This is a genomic window from Pseudooceanicola sp. NS-SX8 (assembly GCF_057380755.1).
On record NZ_CM170819.1, the window covers coordinates 1,228,133 to 1,245,456 of the forward strand.

General features: G+C 65.6%; 16 protein-coding genes and 1 riboswitch. Of the genes, 6 read left to right on the top strand and 10 right to left on the bottom strand.

What is annotated here, in order from left to right:
- Nucleotides 1–5: 5 nt before the first annotated feature.
- Both AC2IR1_RS05655 and AC2IR1_RS05660 read left to right on the top strand, forming a co-directional pair.
- Entirely contained in the window at nt 6–593 is a 588-nt protein-coding gene (locus tag AC2IR1_RS05655) for a helix-turn-helix domain-containing protein (RefSeq protein WP_486475307.1), read from the top strand.
- Nucleotides 594–642: 49 nt separating this feature from the next.
- Nucleotides 643–3,111 carry a GcvT family protein gene (locus AC2IR1_RS05660; RefSeq protein ID WP_486475308.1) on the top strand — a complete coding sequence of 823 codons (2,469 nt, stop codon included), beginning with the start codon at nt 643–645 and terminating at the stop codon, nt 3,109–3,111.
- A 7-nt stretch (nt 3,112–3,118) separates the two neighbouring features.
- On the opposite strand, the gene AC2IR1_RS05665 is transcribed toward AC2IR1_RS05660, so the two are convergent.
- The 9 genes from AC2IR1_RS05665 to AC2IR1_RS05705 form a co-directional block, all read right to left on the bottom strand.
- Complete coding sequence (locus AC2IR1_RS05665; RefSeq protein WP_486475309.1) at nt 3,119–3,778, bottom strand: adenosylcobinamide amidohydrolase; 660 nt, start codon at nt 3,776–3,778, stop codon at nt 3,119–3,121.
- Nucleotides 3,775–4,524: an ABC transporter ATP-binding protein gene (locus AC2IR1_RS05670; RefSeq protein WP_486475310.1), complete on the bottom strand. Its 750-nt coding sequence runs from the start codon at nt 4,522–4,524 to the stop codon at nt 3,775–3,777. Before AC2IR1_RS05670 ends, AC2IR1_RS05665 begins: the two co-directional genes overlap by 4 nt.
- Nucleotides 4,521–5,501, bottom strand: a complete 981-nt coding sequence (locus AC2IR1_RS05675) for a FecCD family ABC transporter permease (RefSeq protein WP_486475311.1) — start codon at nt 5,499–5,501, stop codon at nt 4,521–4,523. The genes AC2IR1_RS05670 and AC2IR1_RS05675 overlap by 4 nt, the downstream gene beginning before the upstream one ends.
- On the bottom strand, nt 5,498–6,313 hold the full coding sequence (locus tag AC2IR1_RS05680) for an ABC transporter substrate-binding protein (RefSeq protein ID WP_486475312.1): 816 nt from the start codon (nt 6,311–6,313) through the stop codon (nt 5,498–5,500). The genes AC2IR1_RS05675 and AC2IR1_RS05680 overlap by 4 nt, the downstream gene beginning before the upstream one ends.
- Nucleotides 6,313–8,172: a TonB-dependent receptor plug domain-containing protein gene (locus tag AC2IR1_RS05685; RefSeq protein WP_486475313.1), complete on the bottom strand. Its 1,860-nt coding sequence runs from the start codon at nt 8,170–8,172 to the stop codon at nt 6,313–6,315. Before AC2IR1_RS05685 ends, AC2IR1_RS05680 begins: the two co-directional genes overlap by 1 nt.
- A gap of 134 nt (nt 8,173–8,306) precedes the next feature.
- A riboswitch (cobalamin riboswitch) is annotated at nt 8,307–8,512 on the bottom strand.
- A 78-nt stretch (nt 8,513–8,590) separates the two neighbouring features.
- Nucleotides 8,591–9,184, bottom strand: coding sequence for an SCO family protein (locus AC2IR1_RS05690; protein WP_486475314.1), 594 nt, complete (start codon nt 9,182–9,184; stop codon nt 8,591–8,593).
- Between the two features lie 59 nt (nt 9,185–9,243).
- Nucleotides 9,244–9,867, bottom strand: coding sequence for a copper chaperone PCu(A)C (locus tag AC2IR1_RS05695; protein ID WP_486475315.1), 624 nt, complete (start codon nt 9,865–9,867; stop codon nt 9,244–9,246).
- A gap of 102 nt (nt 9,868–9,969) precedes the next feature.
- Entirely contained in the window at nt 9,970–10,323 is a 354-nt protein-coding gene (locus AC2IR1_RS05700; RefSeq protein ID WP_486475316.1) for a hypothetical protein, read from the bottom strand.
- A 40-nt stretch (nt 10,324–10,363) separates the two neighbouring features.
- The gene (locus tag AC2IR1_RS05705; RefSeq protein ID WP_486475317.1) at nt 10,364–10,831 is read right to left on the bottom strand and encodes a MarR family winged helix-turn-helix transcriptional regulator; all 468 of its coding nucleotides are present in this window, start codon (nt 10,829–10,831) and stop codon (nt 10,364–10,366) included.
- Nucleotides 10,832–10,963: 132 nt separating this feature from the next.
- On the opposite strand from AC2IR1_RS05705, the gene AC2IR1_RS05710 reads away from it, so the two are divergent.
- The 4 genes from AC2IR1_RS05710 (at nt 10,964) to AC2IR1_RS05725 (ending at nt 15,670) form a co-directional block, all read left to right on the top strand.
- On the top strand, nt 10,964–12,871 hold the full coding sequence (locus tag AC2IR1_RS05710; RefSeq protein ID WP_486475318.1) for an FAD-binding monooxygenase: 1,908 nt from the start codon (nt 10,964–10,966) through the stop codon (nt 12,869–12,871).
- A 408-nt stretch (nt 12,872–13,279) separates the two neighbouring features.
- On the top strand, nt 13,280–13,801 hold the full coding sequence (locus AC2IR1_RS05715) for an SRPBCC family protein (RefSeq protein ID WP_486475319.1): 522 nt from the start codon (nt 13,280–13,282) through the stop codon (nt 13,799–13,801).
- 175 nt (nt 13,802–13,976) lie between these two features.
- Complete coding sequence (locus AC2IR1_RS05720) at nt 13,977–14,912, top strand: ABC transporter ATP-binding protein (protein ID WP_486475320.1); 936 nt, start codon at nt 13,977–13,979, stop codon at nt 14,910–14,912.
- A complete protein-coding gene (locus tag AC2IR1_RS05725) occupies nt 14,909–15,670 on the top strand; it encodes an ABC transporter permease (protein WP_486475321.1) in 762 nt (253 codons plus the stop codon). The genes AC2IR1_RS05720 and AC2IR1_RS05725 overlap by 4 nt, the downstream gene beginning before the upstream one ends.
- 92 nt (nt 15,671–15,762) lie before the next feature.
- Here the strand turns inward: AC2IR1_RS05725 and AC2IR1_RS05730 are convergent, their stop codons facing one another.
- The gene (locus AC2IR1_RS05730; protein WP_486475322.1) at nt 15,763–17,265 is read right to left on the bottom strand and encodes an SLC13 family permease; all 1,503 of its coding nucleotides are present in this window, start codon (nt 17,263–17,265) and stop codon (nt 15,763–15,765) included.
- Nucleotides 17,266–17,324 lie beyond the last annotated feature (59 nt).

Below are 17,324 nucleotides of genomic sequence, written 5' to 3' on the forward strand. Positions count from 1 at the left end.
GAAGAATGAGCGTAGATTTTCATTTCGGAGCTGCCATGACCCGCCCGGATACGCTTGGACAGGACATTCGCGCCCTGCGGCTGGCTCGCGGGCTGACGTTGGAGGAGCTCGCGTTTCGTGTCGGACGCTCCGTCGGTTGGCTCAGCCAGGTGGAGAGGGACCTGTCGCAACCGCGCATGTCCGACCTCCGCAAGCTGGTCGATATCTTCGAAGTGCCTCTGTCGCTTCTGTTCGGTGCAACCGACGCGCCGGAAAATGAACGTGGCCGCATCGTCCGCTCTCATGCCCGGCGCCAGATGGGTGATCCGCAACAGGGCCTGGTCGAGACGCTGATATCCCCCGATCTGACCGACAGTTTCGAGGTGATCCATTCGGTCTTCCAGGCACGCACCACGGGTGACGAACTGATCCGCCGTCCGACGCAGGAGGTGGCATACCTCGTGTCTGGCCGGCTGGAGATCTGCCTGGATGACGAACCCTTCAGCATCGAGGCCGGCGACAGCTTCCGCATCCGGAAACAGAGCTTTCGCTGGGACAATCCCCATGACCTGCCCGCCGTGGCGGTCTGGGTGATCTCTCCGCCCGTCTACTGACCCGGATCTGCCGCTTTCGCAGACCGCGCTTCTTCCAAAGGACATTGCCATGCCTACCCCTCCTGCCTCTGCGCGCGTCGTCATCATTGGTGGCGGCGTCATCGGCTGTTCGGTCGCCTACCACCTGACAAAGCTCGGCTGGCGCGACGTGGTCCTGCTGGAACGAAAGCAGCTGACCTCGGGCACCACCTGGCATGCGGCGGGTCTGATCGCGCAGCTGCGGGCGACGAAGAACATGACGAAACTGGCGAAGTACAGCCAGGAACTCTACGGAGAGCTGGAGGCGGAGACGGGGGTCGCCACGGGGTTCCGCCGCAACGGCTCCATCACCGTCGCCCTGACCGAAGCGCGGCAGGAAGAGATCTTCCGCCAGGCCGCCATGGCAAGGGCCTTTGGCGTCGAGGTGGAGGAGATCACGCCGCAGGAGGTCCTGCAGCGCTATCCCCACCTGGAGGTGTCGGACGTGAAGGCCGGGGTCTGGCTGCCAAGGGACGGTCAGGGCGATCCGGCGAACATCGCGCTGGCGCTTGCGAAGGGCGCGCGGATGCGCGGGGCGCAGGTGCTGGAGCGCGTGAAAGTCACCGGTGTTGCGCGGGAGGGGCGGCGTGTCACCGGGGTGCACTGGGCCGCCGACGGGGCCTCAGACCGGGCCTCCGACGAGGCGGAGGGCGTGATCGCCTGCGACATGGTGGTGAACTGTGCCGGCATGTGGGGGCGGGAGGTCGGCCGGATGCTGGGCACCAACGTGCCCTTGCAGGCCTGTGAACATTTCTATCTGGTGACGGAGGACATCCCCGGGCTGGCTCAACTGCCGACCCTGCGGGTGCCCGACGAATGCGCCTACTACAAGGAAGACGCGGGAAAGATCCTGCTGGGCGCCTTCGAGCCGGTGGCAAAACCCTGGGCGCTGAAAGGCATCCCCGAGTCCTTCGAATTCGATCAGCTGCCCGAGGATTTCGAGCACTTCGAACCGATCCTCGAAGCCGCGGTGCAGCGCATGCCGATGCTGGCAGAGGCCGGGATCCATACCTTCTTCAACGGTCCCGAAAGCTTCACGCCGGATGATGCCTATCACCTGGGCCTCGCCCCCGAGATGGACAATGTCTGGGTCGCGGCCGGGTTCAACTCGATCGGCATCCAGTCTGCCGGTGGCGCGGGCATGGCCCTGGCTGCCTGGATGGATGAAGGGGAAAAACCCTTTGACCTCGGGGATGTGGATATCGCGCGGATGCAGCCGTTTCAGGGCAATCGCCGCTACCTGGCGGAACGGTCGACGGAAACGCTGGGCCTGCTGTTTGCCGACCATTTCCCCTTCCGCCAGAAAGCCACGGCGCGGGGAATCCGACGTTCGCCGCTGCATGCGCACCTGGGCGCCGCCGGGGCCGTCTTTGGCGAGTTCTCAGGCTGGGAACGGGCCAACTGGTTCGCCAACGAAGGGCAGGCCCCGGTCTACGTCTATTCCTGGAAGCGCCCCGCGTGGTTCGCAAATGTCGCCGCCGAGCACCGTGCGATCCGGGAGAACCTCGGCATCTACGACATGTCCAGTTTCGGCAAGATCCGGGTCGAAGGGCCGGCGGCCTGCGCATTTCTGAACCGGGTTGCCGGTGGACAGATGGATGTGCCCGTGGGCCGGCTTGTCTATACGCAGTTCCTGAACTCCCGCGGCGGGATAGAGGCGGACGTGACCGTGACGCGCCTGTCGGAAACGGCCTATATCGTCGTGACGCCGGCGGGCTCCAGGGTGGCGGATCTGACCCATATGCGACGGCACCTGGGAGAGGACCGCGTGACCCTGACAGATGTCACCGCAGCCGAGGCCGTCATCGCCGTCATGGGCCCGAACGCGCGCCGGCTGATGCAGGCGGTATCGCCCGATGACTATTCCAACGAGGGGCATCCCTTCGGCTGGTCCCGCGAGGTCGAGATCGGCATGGCCGTCGCCCGGGCGCAGCGGGTGACCTATGTCGGGGAACTGGGTTGGGAGATCTACGTCTCTGCCGACATGGCCGCCCATGTCTTCGAGGTGCTGCAGGACGCGGGGCAGGCGCTTGGGGCGCGGCTTGTCGGATTGCATGCCATGGACACGCTCAGGATGGAAAAGGGATTCCGGCATTTTGGCCACGACATCACCTGCGAAGATCACGTGCTGGAGGCGGGCCTGGGCTTCGCGGTGAAGACGGAAAAGCCCGCCTTCATCGGTCGCGACGCGGTGCTGCGCAAGAGGGAGGAAGGGCTGGCCATGCGGTTGGTGCAATTCCGGCTGACCGATCCGGAGCCCTTGCTTTACCACGCCGAGCCGGTCTTGCGGGACGGCAAGGTGGTCTCTCACCTGACCTCGGGCGCCTATGGTCATCACCTGGGCGCGGCCATGGGGATGGCCTACATTCCCTGCCGGGGGCAAGGCGTCGCGGAGGTTCTGGGCTCGACCTTCGAAATCGACGTTGCGGGGCGCCGCGTCGGGGCGGAGGCCAGCCTGAAACCCTTCTACGATCCGGCATCGGAGCGGGTGAAAGCCTGATCCGCGATCAGAAGGTACCGCGGCCGCGTGCGGTCCAGTAGCTGCGCCATTCGAGGGTGCCATCGCGGACCGCTTTGTAGGTGGCGCGGCCCACGGCCTCCCCGATGGCGGTGTGCAGGCCGCAGTAGCTGGCCTCCCCCGCGGGGGCGGCGACGGCGATGCAATCCGTGCCGGTGCCGGTGGCGCGGCCCGTCGGAAGGTCCGCCCCGTGGTCGATCACGGCGGCCGTCCGGGCCTGTGTCGCGATCGAGAGGGCTTCTGTCAGGGCGGTGTCGGACCATGCCCCGCCCAACCGGACCGCTATGTTGATCGTGCCCCAGTCCGTGCCGCTGCGGTCCAGCCGGGTGCCGACCCGCTCCGCGTTGGAAAGGCCGACGGTGGCGACGACCTCTGCCTCGGCATCCTCCACGCGGATCAGCCGGTGATGATGGGCGCGGATGTCGCGGGAGGTCAGAAAGCAGACCGACTGCGCCTCTCCCCTGGCGGCCACTTCCCGGGCAAGCCAGTCGTGGGCATCCAGATCCTCCGGCAGGTCGGCGTTGCGGACCTCTCGCCACAGGATCCTTCGGGCGGTTACGAAGCCGGGCCGGTAGGGCGCCCAGCTGAGGACCCGGCAGGATGCGCCGAGGTCGAAGCTCAGCCAGGGACGATCCAGCGTCAGGCTCACCGTATGACGCTCAGCGGCTGGAAGACGGGGCCGTCGGCTGTCTGCTGGTGGTGGGCGGTGATGTGGAAAGCCTGCGACAACAGCGGCGCTGTCAGCACCTCGGCGGGCGGGCCATCCGCAAGAAGGCGTCCCTCGGCCAGAAGCAGAAGGCGGGTGCAGTGGCGGGCCGCCAGGCCAAGGTCATGCAGCGACAGAAGAACGCCGTGGCCGGCCTTCGCGAGATCGGCAAAGACCTCCATCGTGGAAATCTGGTGCGCGGGGTCGAGCCCGGCAGTGGGTTCATCGGCCATGAGCAGAGGGGTTTCCTGTGCCAGCGCACGGGCGATCAGGGCGCGGGCCTGTTCGCCGCCCGACAGCCGGGTTGCCGTCCGCTTGCGCAGCGGATCCAGCGCCATGCGCGTCATCGCGGCAGAGATGGCGGCGTGATCGGCTGGGCCTCCGGTGCGGCCATGGGGCAGGCGGCCAAGTGCCACGAGCGCCTCGACCGAGACGGGCCAGGCGATCTCCCGGGCCTGGGGCATCCAGGCGGCGGCGCGGGCTCGCTCGGAGGTATCCAGGGCCGCGAGGGAGCTTTGCCCCTGCGCCGGGATCAGCCCCAGGGCCGCGCGCATCAGGGTCGTCTTGCCCGCGCCATTCGGCCCGATCAGCCCGACGAATTCGCCCGGTGCGATGTCGAAGGAAACATCGCTGAAGACGTTGCGACCGCGCAGCGACACGCTCAGGTCCTTGATCGACAGAAGGGTCATGCGCGTTCCCTCCGGTTGCGCCAGATGAGGTGCAGGAAGAACGGGGCGCCGACAAGCGCTGTCAGCACGCCGAGCTTCAGGTCGCGATCGGGCAGCAGAAGGCGCACCGCGACATCGGCGGCCAGCAGCATCGCCGCCCCGCCAAGCGCGGAGGCCCAGAGCAGCGGGCCGGGCCGGTTGCCGGTAAACCGCCGCAGCAGATGGGGCACCACGAGACCGATGAAGCCGATGGCCCCGGCCACCGCGGTGCCGGCCCCGACGACACATGCCGTGCCGATGACCACCCGCAGGCGCAGGCGCCGCAGGTTGACGCCCATGGATGCCGCCGCATCCTCGCCCAGGGTGAGCGCATCCAGGGAACGCCCGATCCCCGCCAGCAACAGGATGCCCACGGCCATGAAGGGTGCAGCCAGGAGGACATGCGTCATCGACCTGTCAGCGAGCGATCCCATCAGCCAGAACACGATCTCGGAGGTTGCGAAAGGATTGGGAGAGAGGTTCAGCACCAGCTGTGTCAATGCGCCCGAGGTGGCGGAAATCGCGATCCCGGCGAGGATCAGCGTCAGGGTGTCGCCCCGTGCACCCGACAGCGCGAGCAGGATCAGCACGGCCAGCAATGCAAACCCCAGGGCCATCAGCGGCAGGGCCAGTGCAAAGGCCGCCGACAACCCGGTCTGGATCGCGATGACCGCGCCAAGTGCTGCCGAAGAGGAAATGCCGATGAGCCCCGGTTCGGCCAGCGGATTGCGCAGGTAGCCCTGCAGTGCGGCGCCGGACAGTCCGAGGGACGCACCGATCATCAGCCCCAGAAGCATGCGGGGCAGGCGAATTTCCTGCATGACGAGGACGAGCGGCCCGCCATCGCCAAAGAGGGCGCGGAAGGAAGCGGAGAGCCCTGCATCCGCAGGCCCGACGGTCAGCGACGCCAGGGACAGCAGCAGGACGAGGGTGATGAGAAGGGCAGCCAGGCGGCTCATTTGACGGTCTTCCGGAATGCGGTGAGGTCTTCGATGGCGCGCAGCACGTGCGGGGTGCCGCAGATCCAGTCCCTGTCGGTCACCGCGCGGCCTGCGGCGCGTTCGCGCAGGGCTTCGACGACGGGATGCTGCAGGATCTCTTCGGACCGGGAGGCGCCGGGGTAGGGGGTGCCGGTGATGATCGCGTCGGGCTCGGCCATGGCCAGCAGTTCCAGCGGCAGGTGGCCGCCATAGCTGTCGCCCGCGATGTTGCTGAACCCGGCGGTGATCAGGATCTCTCCCGCCAGCGTGCGGTCGCCGGTGGTATATCCGTTGGCGTAGTAGATCGCGGCAGAGGGGCGTTCGGACACGTCTTCGCGCAGCGTCTCCAGGCGGGCGGTGAAATCGTCCGCCAGGGCGCGGGCGCGGTCTTCGTGACCGATCGCGCGTCCGATGGTCATGATCCGGTCGGGGATGTCGTCCAGGCTGGAGGCCGGGGGCACCTCGACCACGCGGGTTCCCAGGCGTTTCAGCATCTCCACCGCCGCGCGGGACGTGTAGGTGCCCGACAGGACAAGGTCGGGTTTCATCAGCCAGATCTCTTCGGCCCGGCCATGGTTGACGGGATAGTCCATCGCGTCTTCCGCCATGGCGGAACTGCGCGGGTCGCGGGAGATCCAGGAGATGGAAAGAAGCTGGCCGGGGTCGGCCAGCATCATGGCAAGCTGATCGGTGCAGAGGTTCATCGAAACGACGCGCCGCGGGGCCTCCTGCGCTCCGGCCGGGCTGGCCAGGGCGGCGAGAAGGGCAAGGATCGCGGCGCGCCGGATCATCAGAACGTTCCGCGGACGCCGAAGTAGATCGCGCGGTCAGAGGTGCCGTAGCCGCTGACGGTCTCGTATTCCTCGTCCAGCAGGTTTTCCACCCGGACATAGGCCTCGGTCTGCGCGTTCAGCATGTAGCCGAAGTTGAGGTTCACCAGGGTGTAGTCGGGCAGGGTCGCGCTGCTGTCCACGGTGTCGATGACGCGCTGGACGGAAAGGCCGGCGGTCATGCGGTCGGTCAGGTCGGCGTTCAGGCTGACGTTGATGTCGTGCAGCGGCACGCGCACCAGGCGATCCCCATCGGCGTCATGGGCCTTGGTGTAGGTGTAGTTCGCCGTCAGCCGCAGGTTCGGCGTGAAGGTGTAACCCCCCGAAAGCTCGACCCCTTCCATGGTGCTGGTGCCTTCGACCTGCTGGTAGGTGGAGGTGCTGCTGGACCACTGGATCAGGTCGGTGATCTCCGTGTGGAACAGGGTCGCCTTCACGAAGGCCGTCTCACCGAAGCGTTTCTCGATCCCCACCTCGTAGGTTTCCGAGGTCTCGGGGTCGAGGTCGGGGTTGCCGTAATAGGCCGAGTAGAGCTCGTAGAGGGAGGGCGCGCGGAACCCGGTGCCGCCTGCGAAGCGCAGGATCAGGTCATCGCTCGGACGATAGGCGACGGAGAGCCGCCCGCTGGTGTGCCCGCCGAAGGTCGAGTGATCGTCCTGGCGCACCGAGGCGACCACGTCGAGCTGATCTGTCGGTGCCCACTTGCCTTCGGTGAAGATCCCGTAGGTCTTGTAGTCCGCGTCTTCGGTGCTGCCGTCGTAGCTTTCGCGGGTCGCATCGCCGCCGAAGGACAGGTCGAAGGTCGGGCCGAGCGCCATGGTCCCGACGTAGGAGAGGGAGCTGCGCTCACCCAGGTAGGGGGTCGCGTAGCCGTCGCTGTAGCTGGTGCGGTCGTTGCGGTAGTATTGCAGGGCGAATTCGTTCTCCACCGCGCCGGTGGTCAGCTTCGCAAAGGCGCGCAGGCCCAGCTGTTCCGCCTCGTTGTATTCGTCCGGCGTGCCGTCGCCCAGCACGTAGGCGGTGCCGTTCCAGGCATAGCCGTCGTAATCGCCCTTCGATTTCTGCCAGAAACCGGCCATGCCGACGGTCAGATCGTCGGAGACGTCGTATTCGCCGGCAAAGGACAGGCGGGTGGCCACGGTGCCGTCGGCCTCGGTGTTGCCGTCGTTCTCATCCGCGGCGGAGAAACCGTCGGAGGTGACGTGGCTGATCGTGGCGGCAAAGCTGCCGCGCTCGCCCAGCCAGGAGGAGTTGAACGAAAGGCGCGCGGTGTTGTAGCTGCCCAGTTCCGCCGCGTAGCGGTTGGTCACGCCCAGTTCGGTCGCACGGTTGGTGGTGATGTTGATCACCCCGGCAATTGCGGACGATCCGTAAAGCGCCGATTGCGCACCCTTCAGGACTTCGATCCGGCAGACGTCGGCGGTGCTCAGGTTCGCCCAGTCGAAGGAGATCTGGGTGGAGGACGGATCGTTCACGTCGATGCCGTCGACATAGACGCCGATATAGGCCCCCGCCGCGCCACGGATGCGCAGGGTGGAGGTGGTTCCGGCCGGACCGTTGGTGCTGATCGAAATGCCGGGCAGGGTGTTCAGGAAGTCGACCAGGCGCACTTCACCGGCTTCGCGGATCTCGTCTTCCTCGATCACTTCGACGGTGGAGCCGGATTTGTCGACCTCGGTCGCCTCGCGGTTGGCGGTGACGGTGATCGCGTCGAGTTCGACGACGTCCTGGGCCCGGGTTGCGGTGCCGGTCAGGGCAATGGCCAGGGTCACGGTCGTCAGGGCGGTGGTCTGCGCAAGGGCGCGCTGGAACGCTGTCATGTACTTTCCCTTCGTATTCCCGGCCTCACCGGGAGAAGCATGTCGGGCTGTCTGGGAAGGGAAGTGCCTGCCGCAGACGGTTGCGATGCCACCGCTACGGAAGGTCCGTCGCCTCGGACGCGCCCCGCGCCCGGACTGGGTGATCGGCCTCGGCAGGTCTCCTGACTTGCGGGTCACGGCTCTTCCGGGTCTTCCCGCCGCAGTGGTTGCAGCAGTGACATGGTCCGGCGTCGCTCTCCGCCTACAGTTGCGGGGGCAGCTGCGGAATTGGGGCTGTCCCCCTCACCGCATTCCCTATTCACCGGACCCTTGGGTCCGGACCGAAGCGGAAATCTGCCTAGAGCAGGGAATCGATTTCGGCAAGAGCCCTGTCCGAGGCGGCCCCGGGCATCGGCATTCGCGCCACAGGCGCAGGAGGTCAGCCGTTCAGCAGGCGGCGGATCTTGCCGACGGCACGATCGTAATCCTCCTGGTAGCCGATCGGTTCGAAGAAGCGCCCCTTGCGGTCGAACAGCAGCACGGAGGCGGAGTGATCCATCGTGTAATCTCCGTCCTCCAGCTCCACCTTGCGGGCGTAGATGCGGAAGGCCTTGATCGCCTTGGCGATTTCCTCCGGATCGCCGGCCACGCCCTGCACGTCGGGCACCCAGGAGGTGTAGTCGCGCAGCTGCTCCACTGTGTCGCGTTCGGGATCGACGGTGATGAAGAAGACGCGGATCTGCTGCCCGGTGGAGGCGAGGTCCTCTTGCCAGGTGGCGATATCGCCCAATGTCGTCGGGCAGACCTCGGGGCAGTGGGTGAAGCCGAAGAAGACCGCGCTAGGTTCGCCCTTCAGGCTGTCTTCGGTGAAGGGCACGCCCGCGGTGGTCATCAGGGTGTAGTCGCCGCGCCCCAGGTCCTCGGCGAGGGAGCGGTTCAGCATGGGCTGGAAGACCTTGAAGCTTGCGAAGGCGATCAGGGCGGCGCCGGCCAGGATCCAGAGCCCGAGGATGGCAGCTTTCTTGGCGTTCATTGCAGGGGTCCTTTCCGTGTGGCTGTCCAGCCCCGCGCGGGGCGCGGGGCCGGGGCTGTTCAGTGGCTCATGTGCTCATGCGCGGACTTGGCATTGGGGGCGCCGATCTCCAGCTGCATGGTGGTCTCCCCGGCCTTTTCAAAGACCAGCTTGACGGCGACCTCGTCACCTTCGACGAGCGGCTGCTGAAGGTCCATGAACATGATGTGGTAACCGCCCGGTTTCAGTTCGACCGTTTCGCCAGCGGGAATTGCAAGGCCGTCGGACAGCGCACGCATCTTCATGACCCCGTTGATCATCGACATTTCGTGCACCTCTGTCCGCCCGGCGATGCTGCTTTCGGCGGCAATCAGGCGATCATCGGCGGTGCCGGTGTTGGTGATCGTCAGGAACCCGCCCGCAACAGGTGCATTGGGCAGGGTCGCGCGGGAAAAGCCGCCGCTGAGCGTCAGATCGCCAAGCGTCACATCGTGCATCGCCATGTGGCTGTGATCCATGCCCATGGTTTCGTCGGCGACCAGCAGCAGGTCCGGCGCCTGGCCGGTGGTCAGCGTCTGGTCGTGCAGCGCGGCGCCGATGCCGCGGGGCAGGGTGCTTTCAACGGGCAGGAGCGGGGCGGCTACCCCGGCCTGTGCGCAAAGGATGGTCGCAAGGGGAATCGCGAAAAGGGTCGTGGTCTTCATGTTTTTTCTCCGGTCTGTCGCAGGGGCGTTGCCGTATCTGCGCATTTACCGGCCGCCGCGCGGGGCGGCGGCACGTCGCTGTCATGGCCTCTAAGGCGGATGTCAGGCGAACAGGGCCGGAGGCGCCCGGGGGGCGTGATCGTCGTTGACCGGAAGGGGCGCGAAGACCTGATGATCGTCGGGCAGATCGCCCAGGTCGAAGGCGAGGCGCCGTTCGAGCGGTGCGATGCGGGGCCCGTCCGCCTTCGGCAAGGCGTGACAGAAGGGGCAGTGGCGCATCGGGCCGGCCTGGTCCCCGCACAGGTCGTCATAGCCGGAGCCGAGCGCCAGAACCGTCCGGGCCTTGGCCAGCTCCTCTTGCGAGGGCGCCATGTGGGACGCCGACAGCACCGAACCCCACGCAAGCAGCAGCGTGAGGAACAGAGCGGAAAGAAGGCGTCCGGATCCGGGTCTCATGCAACGTTCCTAGCCGTTCAGGCAGGATCTGGGAAGCCGTTCAGCCGGCGCCGTCACCTTTGGTCGCAGGGGATGCATCGCCGCCGGAGACATGATCGAGGATCTTCCGGGCCAGGCTTTCGAAGCGGCGGCGTTCCTCGGGCGCGAGACCCGAAAGGATGTCGGCCTGAAGGGCCGAGACGACCGGTCGGACGCGGTCGTGCAGGGCCTGTCCTTCATCCGTCAGCCAAAGCGCGCGGGCGCGACGGTCGGTCCGGCTGATTTCGCGCCGCATCAGGCCCTTCTGCACCAGCCTTTCGATGACCCCGCCGATCGTTGCCCTGTCATATCCGATATGGGCCGCAACGCCCGCCTGATCGATTCCCGGCTCGTCCAGCACTGCGCCCATGGCCGCAAACTGTACCGAGGTGAGGTCGAGCCCCTCTTCCTTCATCCTGGCCTGGAAAACCTGTGTCGAATGCTGGTGCAGTCGGCGGATCAGATGCCCGGACATCTCCTTGATTTCCATGTGGTCTCTCCTTCCACGGCCAGTGTCGCCCGTGCAGGTTAGTCGGAATGGTAAGTGATCACATCAATATCTTGACCCAAAAAATGAAATGTGTACATATCATATGACGTCATATCAAATTTGGGAGGAGACATGCAATTCCATCTGAACGGCTTTCGGCCCGGAGATCCTGCAATCGCGCACCCGGTTGAGGAGACCCCGCAGCATGTTCCCCTGCCGGAGGAAGTGGATGTGCTGATCGTCGGTGCGGGGCCGACCGGGCTTGTCCTTGCGGCACAGCTGTCGGCCTTTGCCGGCATCACCACCCGGATCATTGAGCAGAAACCCGGTCCGCTGATGGTCGGGCAGGCAGATGGCATCGCCTGCCGCTCGATGGAGATGTTCGAGGCCTTCGGATTTGCCGACAAGGTCCTGAAGGAAGCCTACTGGGTGAATGAAACGGCTTTCTGGAAGCCGGACCCCGCCAATCCTGCCGGTATCGCGCGCTCCGGCCGCATCAGGGATACCGAAGAGGGGCTGTCGGAATTCCCGCATGTCATCCTCAACCAGGCGCGGGTGCATGATTTCTTCCTTGAAGTCATGCGCAACGCCACGTCGCCCATTCGGCCGGACTATGACCGCCGGTTGGTGCATCTGCAGCGAGACGAGGGAGAGGAGTACCCTCTGACGGTGACGGTCGAATCCACCGATCCGACGCGGGCCGGGCAGGTCGAAGCGGTGCGCGCCCGCTACGTCGTGGGGTGCGACGGGGCCCGCAGCAAGGTGCGCGAGAGCATCGGGCGGGAGCTAACGGGGGATGCGGCGAACCAGGCTTGGGGCGTGATGGACGTGCTGGCCGTCACGGATTTCCCCGACATTCGCCTCAAGGCGACCGTGCATTCCGCGACCGAAGGAAACCTCCTGGTGATCCCGCGGGAGGGTGGCTACCTCGTCCGGCTCTACATCGAGCTGGACAAGCTTGCCCCGGAAGAGCGGGTTCGCAACAAGAACATCGGCGCGGACAAGCTCATCTCCGCCGCGCAGCGGATCCTGGCGCCCTACACCCTGGACGTGAAGGAAGTCGCATGGTGGTCGGTCTACGAGATCGGCCAGCGGCTGTGTGATCGCTACGATGATGCGGAGGACGGCCGCGCGCCGCGCGTGTTCATTGCCGGGGATGCGTGCCACACGCACAGCCCGAAGGCAGGGCAGGGGATGAACGTTTCGATGCGGGACGGTTTCAACCTGGGTTGGAAACTGGCGGCCGTCCTGAACGGCCAGTGCCCGGCAGAGCTGCTGGACAGCTACACGGCTGAACGGCAGGGCGTGGCGCAGATGCTGATCGATTTCGATCGGGAGTTCGCGCGCATGTTCAGTGCCCGCCCGAAGACATCCGCATCAGATGAAGACGGCGTCGATCCCTCCGTCTTCCAGGCGTATTTCCAGCAGCACGGTCGGTTCACGGCGGGGACGGCCATCCGCTATGCCCCGTCGACGCTTGTCGGGTCGGATGATCACCAGAATCTGGCCCGGGGATTCATCCCCGGTGAAAGGTTCCATTCAGCCCCTGTCGTGCGGCTGGCCGATGCACGGCCGCTGCATCTTGGCCATGTGGTGCGGGCCGATGGGCGCTGGCGTCTCTTCGCCTTTGCCGACCAGGCGGATCCGACGGATGAAAGCAGTGCGCTCTGGCGTCTCTGCTCCTACCTTCACGACGACCCGGCATCGCCCCTTCGGCAGATCACGCGGGAAGGTGCGGATCCCGACTCGGTTCTGGATGTCCGGGCGGTTCTGCAGCAGGATCATCGTGCGCTGTCCCTCCCCCAGCTGCATCCGCTGTTGCGGCCCGCAAAGGGGGCGCTTGGGCTCATTGATCAGGAGAAAGCCTTCTGCGCGGATCATGCGGGCAGGACCGACATCTTCGACATGCGGGGCATCGACCGGACCAAGGGGGCCATGGTGCTTGTCCGGCCGGACCAGCACGTCGCAAATGTGCTGCCGCTGACCGGGCTTGATGACCTTACGCGGTTTCTTCGCGGGGTGTTTTCAGCGCAGGGTTGATCGGGTCCCGCCCCACCTATCCCTTCGGATAGGTGGGCTATCCCCCGGCGCGAAAAATCACGCCATTGGGCAGATGCAAAGGGGCGTGGTTTGAAGCAGTATACAGGAGCGGATCCGAACAACGGTAGAGACCTGGTCGCACACAGCCAGGTCGTACGGCTCCCCCGGCATAACTGACACACACACACCAGCTGCCGGCACAGAATAGAAGCCGAGTCCTCACGACTGACACACACACACCTCCGTGACGACTCGGCTTCGGTCTACCCGGGCGAGTATCCCGCGCCGCCCATAGCGCCGCCCGGGACCGGACCGGCGGACGTCCCGCTGCCGGTCCGGATTTCGGGCTGCTTTCCAAGACAGATCTATTCCACTACGCTCCCTCGGCGCGACCACAGGAGATGCCCGATGGAAATGAGCGACAGCCGCGTTATTGCAGCGGACCGGATGACGGTTTTCGCAGCCCTGCTTTCGGCCGAGGTGCTGCAGGAATGCGTTCCGGGTGCCAAGGAAGTGACGGGCACGCCCGAAGAGGGCTTCAACGCCACGGTGACCCAGAAGGTCGGCCCGGTGAAAGCCACCTTCAAGGGAGAGGTCGCGGTTTCGGACCTCATCGAGGGGGAGCAGCTGACCCTGTCCGGCGAAGGCAAGGGCGGCGCCGCCGGCTTTGCCAAGGGCGGGGCCACGGTCCGGCTTGCCGATGTGGAGGGCGGCACGGAGCTGACCTATGACGTGGAGGCCAAGGTCGGAGGCAAGCTTGCCCAGCTTGGATCCCGGATCATCGACGGTTTTGCCAAGAAGATGGCGGACCAGTTCTTTTCCCGCCTGCAGGAAGTGCTGGAAGCGCCGGAGGAGGGCGAGGGCGATGCCGAGGACACCGCATCCGAGGCAGAGAAGAAGGGCTGGCTGAAGCGTCTGCGCGGGGCATGATGTCACCATCATGACAGAAGGCCTGCACAGAGGCCGCGTAGGCGTTGTGTGAAAAGGCACAGTGCAAATGCGCGGCGGGCGCACTACCTCCTGCTGATCGACGGGCCTTCGGGCCCGTTTGTCGTTTCCGGCGGGCCGCACTTGACCCGCTCAACCCAATTTTCGGGAGGACAGCATGGCTGCGATCCTTCAGGTCCGGGACCTTCGCAAAACCTACGATGGCGGCTTCGAAGCGCTGAAAGGCGTGACGCTGGATATCGAGGAAGGCGAGATCCTGGCCCTTCTGGGCCCCAACGGGGCCGGCAAGACCACACTCATTTCCACCCTCTGCGGGATCACCGAGCCGACCTCCGGCACGGCGACGGTGGGCGGCTTCGACATCAAGACGCAGTTCCGACAGGCGCGTGAACTGATCGGGCTGGTCCCGCAGGAGATCAACCTCGAACCCTTCTCCTACGTCGAAGCAAACCTGCATTTTTCCCGCGGGGTGTTCGGCAAGAAGCGCGACAAGGCGAAGGTCGAGGAGGTGCTGCGCAAGCTCGCGCTCTGGGACAAGCGGGCCAACCGCGTGCGGGAGCTTTCGGGCGGCATGAAACGGCGCGTTCTGATCGGCAAGGCACTGGCGCATGAGCCGCGGGTGCTTTTCCTTGATGAACCCACCGCTGGCGTCGACGTGGGCCTGCGCAAGGAAATGTGGGACGTCGTGGCGGATCTGAAGGCCGCCGGTGTCACCATCATCCTGACAACCCACTACATCGAGGAAGCCGAGGCCATGGCGGATCGCGTCGCGGTGATCCGCGGCGGGGAGATCCTGATGGTCGAGGAAACCGCCCATCTGATGCGGCGCCTGGGCTGCAAGGAACTGACGGTCGACCTGCGAGAGCCGATGACCGAGATCCCCGAGGTCCTGGCAGATTACGAGCTGGAGCTGGCGGAGGATGGCATGTCTCTGACCTATCGCTACGACACCCAGGCCGACCGCACCGGCATCGCCGGGCTGATGCGCGGTTTCACCGAGGCGGGCATCGTGCTGAAGGACCTGCACACCAGCCAGAGCTCGCTCGAGGAGATCTTCGTCGGGCTTGTCGAAGGGGAAGGAGAGGCCAAATGAACCTGCGTGCCATCCAGGCCATCTACATGAACGAGATGTCGCGGTTCTTCCGCACGATCCTGCAGAGCTTCATCTCTCCGGTCATCTCCACCTCGCTCTACTTCGTGGTCTTCGGGGCTGCGATCGGCTCCCGGATCGACACGGTCGAGGGGGTCTCCTACGGGGCTTTCATCGTGCCGGGCCTGATCATGTTGTCGGTGATCATGCAGTCGATCTCCAACGCCAGCTTCGGGATCTACTTCCCCAAGTTCGTCGGCACGGTGTTCGAGCTTCTGTCGGCGCCGGTGAATTTCCTCGAGATCGTCATCGGTTTCGTGGGGGCGGCAGCGACGAAAGCGCTGTTCATCGGGTTGGTGATCCTGGGGACGGCGGCGATCTTCGTCGACCTGACGATCCTGCATCCGCTGGCCATGGTGGCCTTCCTGCTGCTGACCTGCCTGACCTTCGCGCTGATGGGCTTCATCATCGGCATCTGGGCCAAGAACTTCGAACAGCTGCAGCTGGTGCCGCTGCTGGTGGTGACGCCGCTGGTCTTCCTTGGCGGCTCTTTCTACTCCACCTCCATGCTGCCGGAATTCTGGCAGAAGGTGACCCTGTTCAACCCGGTGCTCTACCTGATCTCGGGCTTCCGCTGGGCCTTCTTCGGCGTCTCGGACGTGCCCGTGGGATGGAGCCTGCTGGCGATCTCGGTCTTCTTCGGGATCTGCCTGGTGATCGTGTGGCGGATCTTCCAGACCGGCTGGCGCCTGCGGGACTGAGCTGTGAGGGACTGACCCGCGAGGGACTGGCGAAATGCAAAGAGGGGGGCCGCTGGCCCCCCTCTCTCTTTCTTTCATGCACCGGGGTGTGATCAGACCCCGAAGACCGGGCCCGCCAGCAGGTACATTGCCAGGAAGACCACGGCGATCGAGGCGATGTTGAGCAGGAAGCCCGCCTTCACCATGTCCGACAGGTGCATCTCCTCGTAAGAGAAGACGATGGCGTTCGGTGGTGTGGCGACGGGCATCATGAAGGCCATCGACGCGCCAAGCGCGACCGGCACCATCAGCATTTCCGGCGAAACGCCAAGGCCCATGGCCACGGCGCCCAGGATGGGCAGGAAGGTGGCGGTGGACGCGGTGTTGGAGGTGATTTCCGTCAGGTAGACAATCACCGCCGTCACGATCAGCACCAGCAGCCACAGGTTGATGCCCTGCAGCCCCGCGACCCCGTCTCCGATCCAGGCGGCAAGCCCCGTGGCATTGAAGGCGCCAGCCAGGGCCAGGCCACCCCCGAAGAGCATCAGCACGCCCCAGGGCAGGCTGCGGGCGATGGACCAGTCCAGCACGAAGCCCTGGTTGCGCCCCACCGGGATCGCGAAGAGCAGCAGTGCCGCCGCCATGCCGATGCCTGCGTCGTTCAGAGGCAGGCCGAGGAAACTGCGGGTGATCCAGAAGAAGGCCGCGCCGCCGAAGACGATGGCGACGATGATCTCTGCCCGGTCCATGCGGCCGAGGCGGGCATATTCTTCCTCGATCACCGCATTCACGCCGCCGAGGTCGAGTGACTTCATCGGGAAGACCACGCGGGTCAGCAGGAAGAAGCAGATCGGCAGCATGACGATGACCACCGGCATGCCGATCAGCATCCATTGCAGGAAGCCGATCTCAACGCCGTAGGTTTCGCCCAGCAGGCCCGCCAGCAGGGCGTTCGGCGGGGTGCCGATCAGGGTGCCGACGCCGCCGATGGAGGCGGAGAAGGCGATGGACAGCATCAGGGCCACGCCGAAGTTGCGCACCAGCGCCTTGTCTTCCACGCGGGAGGCGACGAAGTCGATCACCGACACGCCGACCGCGAACATCATCACCGCGGTTGCGGTGTTGGAGATCCACATCGACAGGAAGGCGGTGGCCAGCATGAAGCCCAGCACGATCCGGGTGGGGGTGGAGCCGATGGCGCGCACGATGGTCAGGGCGATCCGGCGGTGCAGGCCCCAGCGTTGCATGGCCCCGGCAAGGATGAAGCCGCCAAGGAACAGGAAGATCAGGTGGTTGCCGTAGCTTACCGTGATCGCGGGCACCTTCTGAATGCCCAGAAGGGGCATCATCGGGATCGGCAGCAGGGCAGTTGCGGGCAGCGGCACCGCTTCGGCCAGCCACCAGATCACCATCCAGACCGTCAGGGCCACGAGGCGCCAGGCCTCGGGCGACATGCCGGCCGGGGCGGGCAGGAAGCTCAGGATGAGGGTCGCAAGCGGCCCGGCAACCAGAGCGACCAGTTTCCACGGTTTGATCGGTTCGATCGGATCGTCATGCGGCGGATGGTTGGGATCCGATTGGGCCTGGATCTCTCTTTCCGTCGGATTTGTGCGCATCGTTGAACTCCGGGACAGTCGTTTCTGCCCTTAGACGCTGCATCGCGTCGAAGGGCAAG

Bases quoted from the DNA above. Each gene is read 5' to 3' on its own strand.
- AC2IR1_RS05655 (WP_486475307.1), top strand. From the start codon at position 6: ATGAGCGTAGATTTTCATTTCGGAGCTGCCATGACCCGCCCGGATACG.
- AC2IR1_RS05660 (WP_486475308.1), top strand. From the start codon at position 643: ATGCCTACCCCTCCTGCCTCTGCGCGCGTCGTCATCATTGGTGGCGGC.
- AC2IR1_RS05670 (WP_486475310.1), bottom strand. From the start codon at position 4,524: ATGACCCTTCTGTCGATCAAGGACCTGAGCGTGTCGCTGCGCGGTCGC.
- AC2IR1_RS05675 (WP_486475311.1), bottom strand. From the start codon at position 5,501: ATGAGCCGCCTGGCTGCCCTTCTCATCACCCTCGTCCTGCTGCTGTCC.
- AC2IR1_RS05680 (WP_486475312.1), bottom strand. From the start codon at position 6,313: ATGATCCGGCGCGCCGCGATCCTTGCCCTTCTCGCCGCCCTGGCCAGC.
- AC2IR1_RS05685 (WP_486475313.1), bottom strand. From the start codon at position 8,172: ATGACAGCGTTCCAGCGCGCCCTTGCGCAGACCACCGCCCTGACGACC.
- AC2IR1_RS05690 (WP_486475314.1), bottom strand. From the start codon at position 9,184: ATGAACGCCAAGAAAGCTGCCATCCTCGGGCTCTGGATCCTGGCCGGC.
- AC2IR1_RS05695 (WP_486475315.1), bottom strand. From the start codon at position 9,867: ATGAAGACCACGACCCTTTTCGCGATTCCCCTTGCGACCATCCTTTGC.
- AC2IR1_RS05700 (WP_486475316.1), bottom strand. From the start codon at position 10,323: ATGAGACCCGGATCCGGACGCCTTCTTTCCGCTCTGTTCCTCACGCTG.
- AC2IR1_RS05705 (WP_486475317.1), bottom strand. From the start codon at position 10,831: ATGGAAATCAAGGAGATGTCCGGGCATCTGATCCGCCGACTGCACCAG.
- AC2IR1_RS05710 (WP_486475318.1), top strand. From the start codon at position 10,964: ATGCAATTCCATCTGAACGGCTTTCGGCCCGGAGATCCTGCAATCGCG.
- AC2IR1_RS05715 (WP_486475319.1), top strand. From the start codon at position 13,280: ATGGAAATGAGCGACAGCCGCGTTATTGCAGCGGACCGGATGACGGTT.
- AC2IR1_RS05720 (WP_486475320.1), top strand. From the start codon at position 13,977: ATGGCTGCGATCCTTCAGGTCCGGGACCTTCGCAAAACCTACGATGGC.
- AC2IR1_RS05725 (WP_486475321.1), top strand. From the start codon at position 14,909: ATGAACCTGCGTGCCATCCAGGCCATCTACATGAACGAGATGTCGCGG.
- AC2IR1_RS05730 (WP_486475322.1), bottom strand. From the start codon at position 17,265: ATGCGCACAAATCCGACGGAAAGAGAGATCCAGGCCCAATCGGATCCC.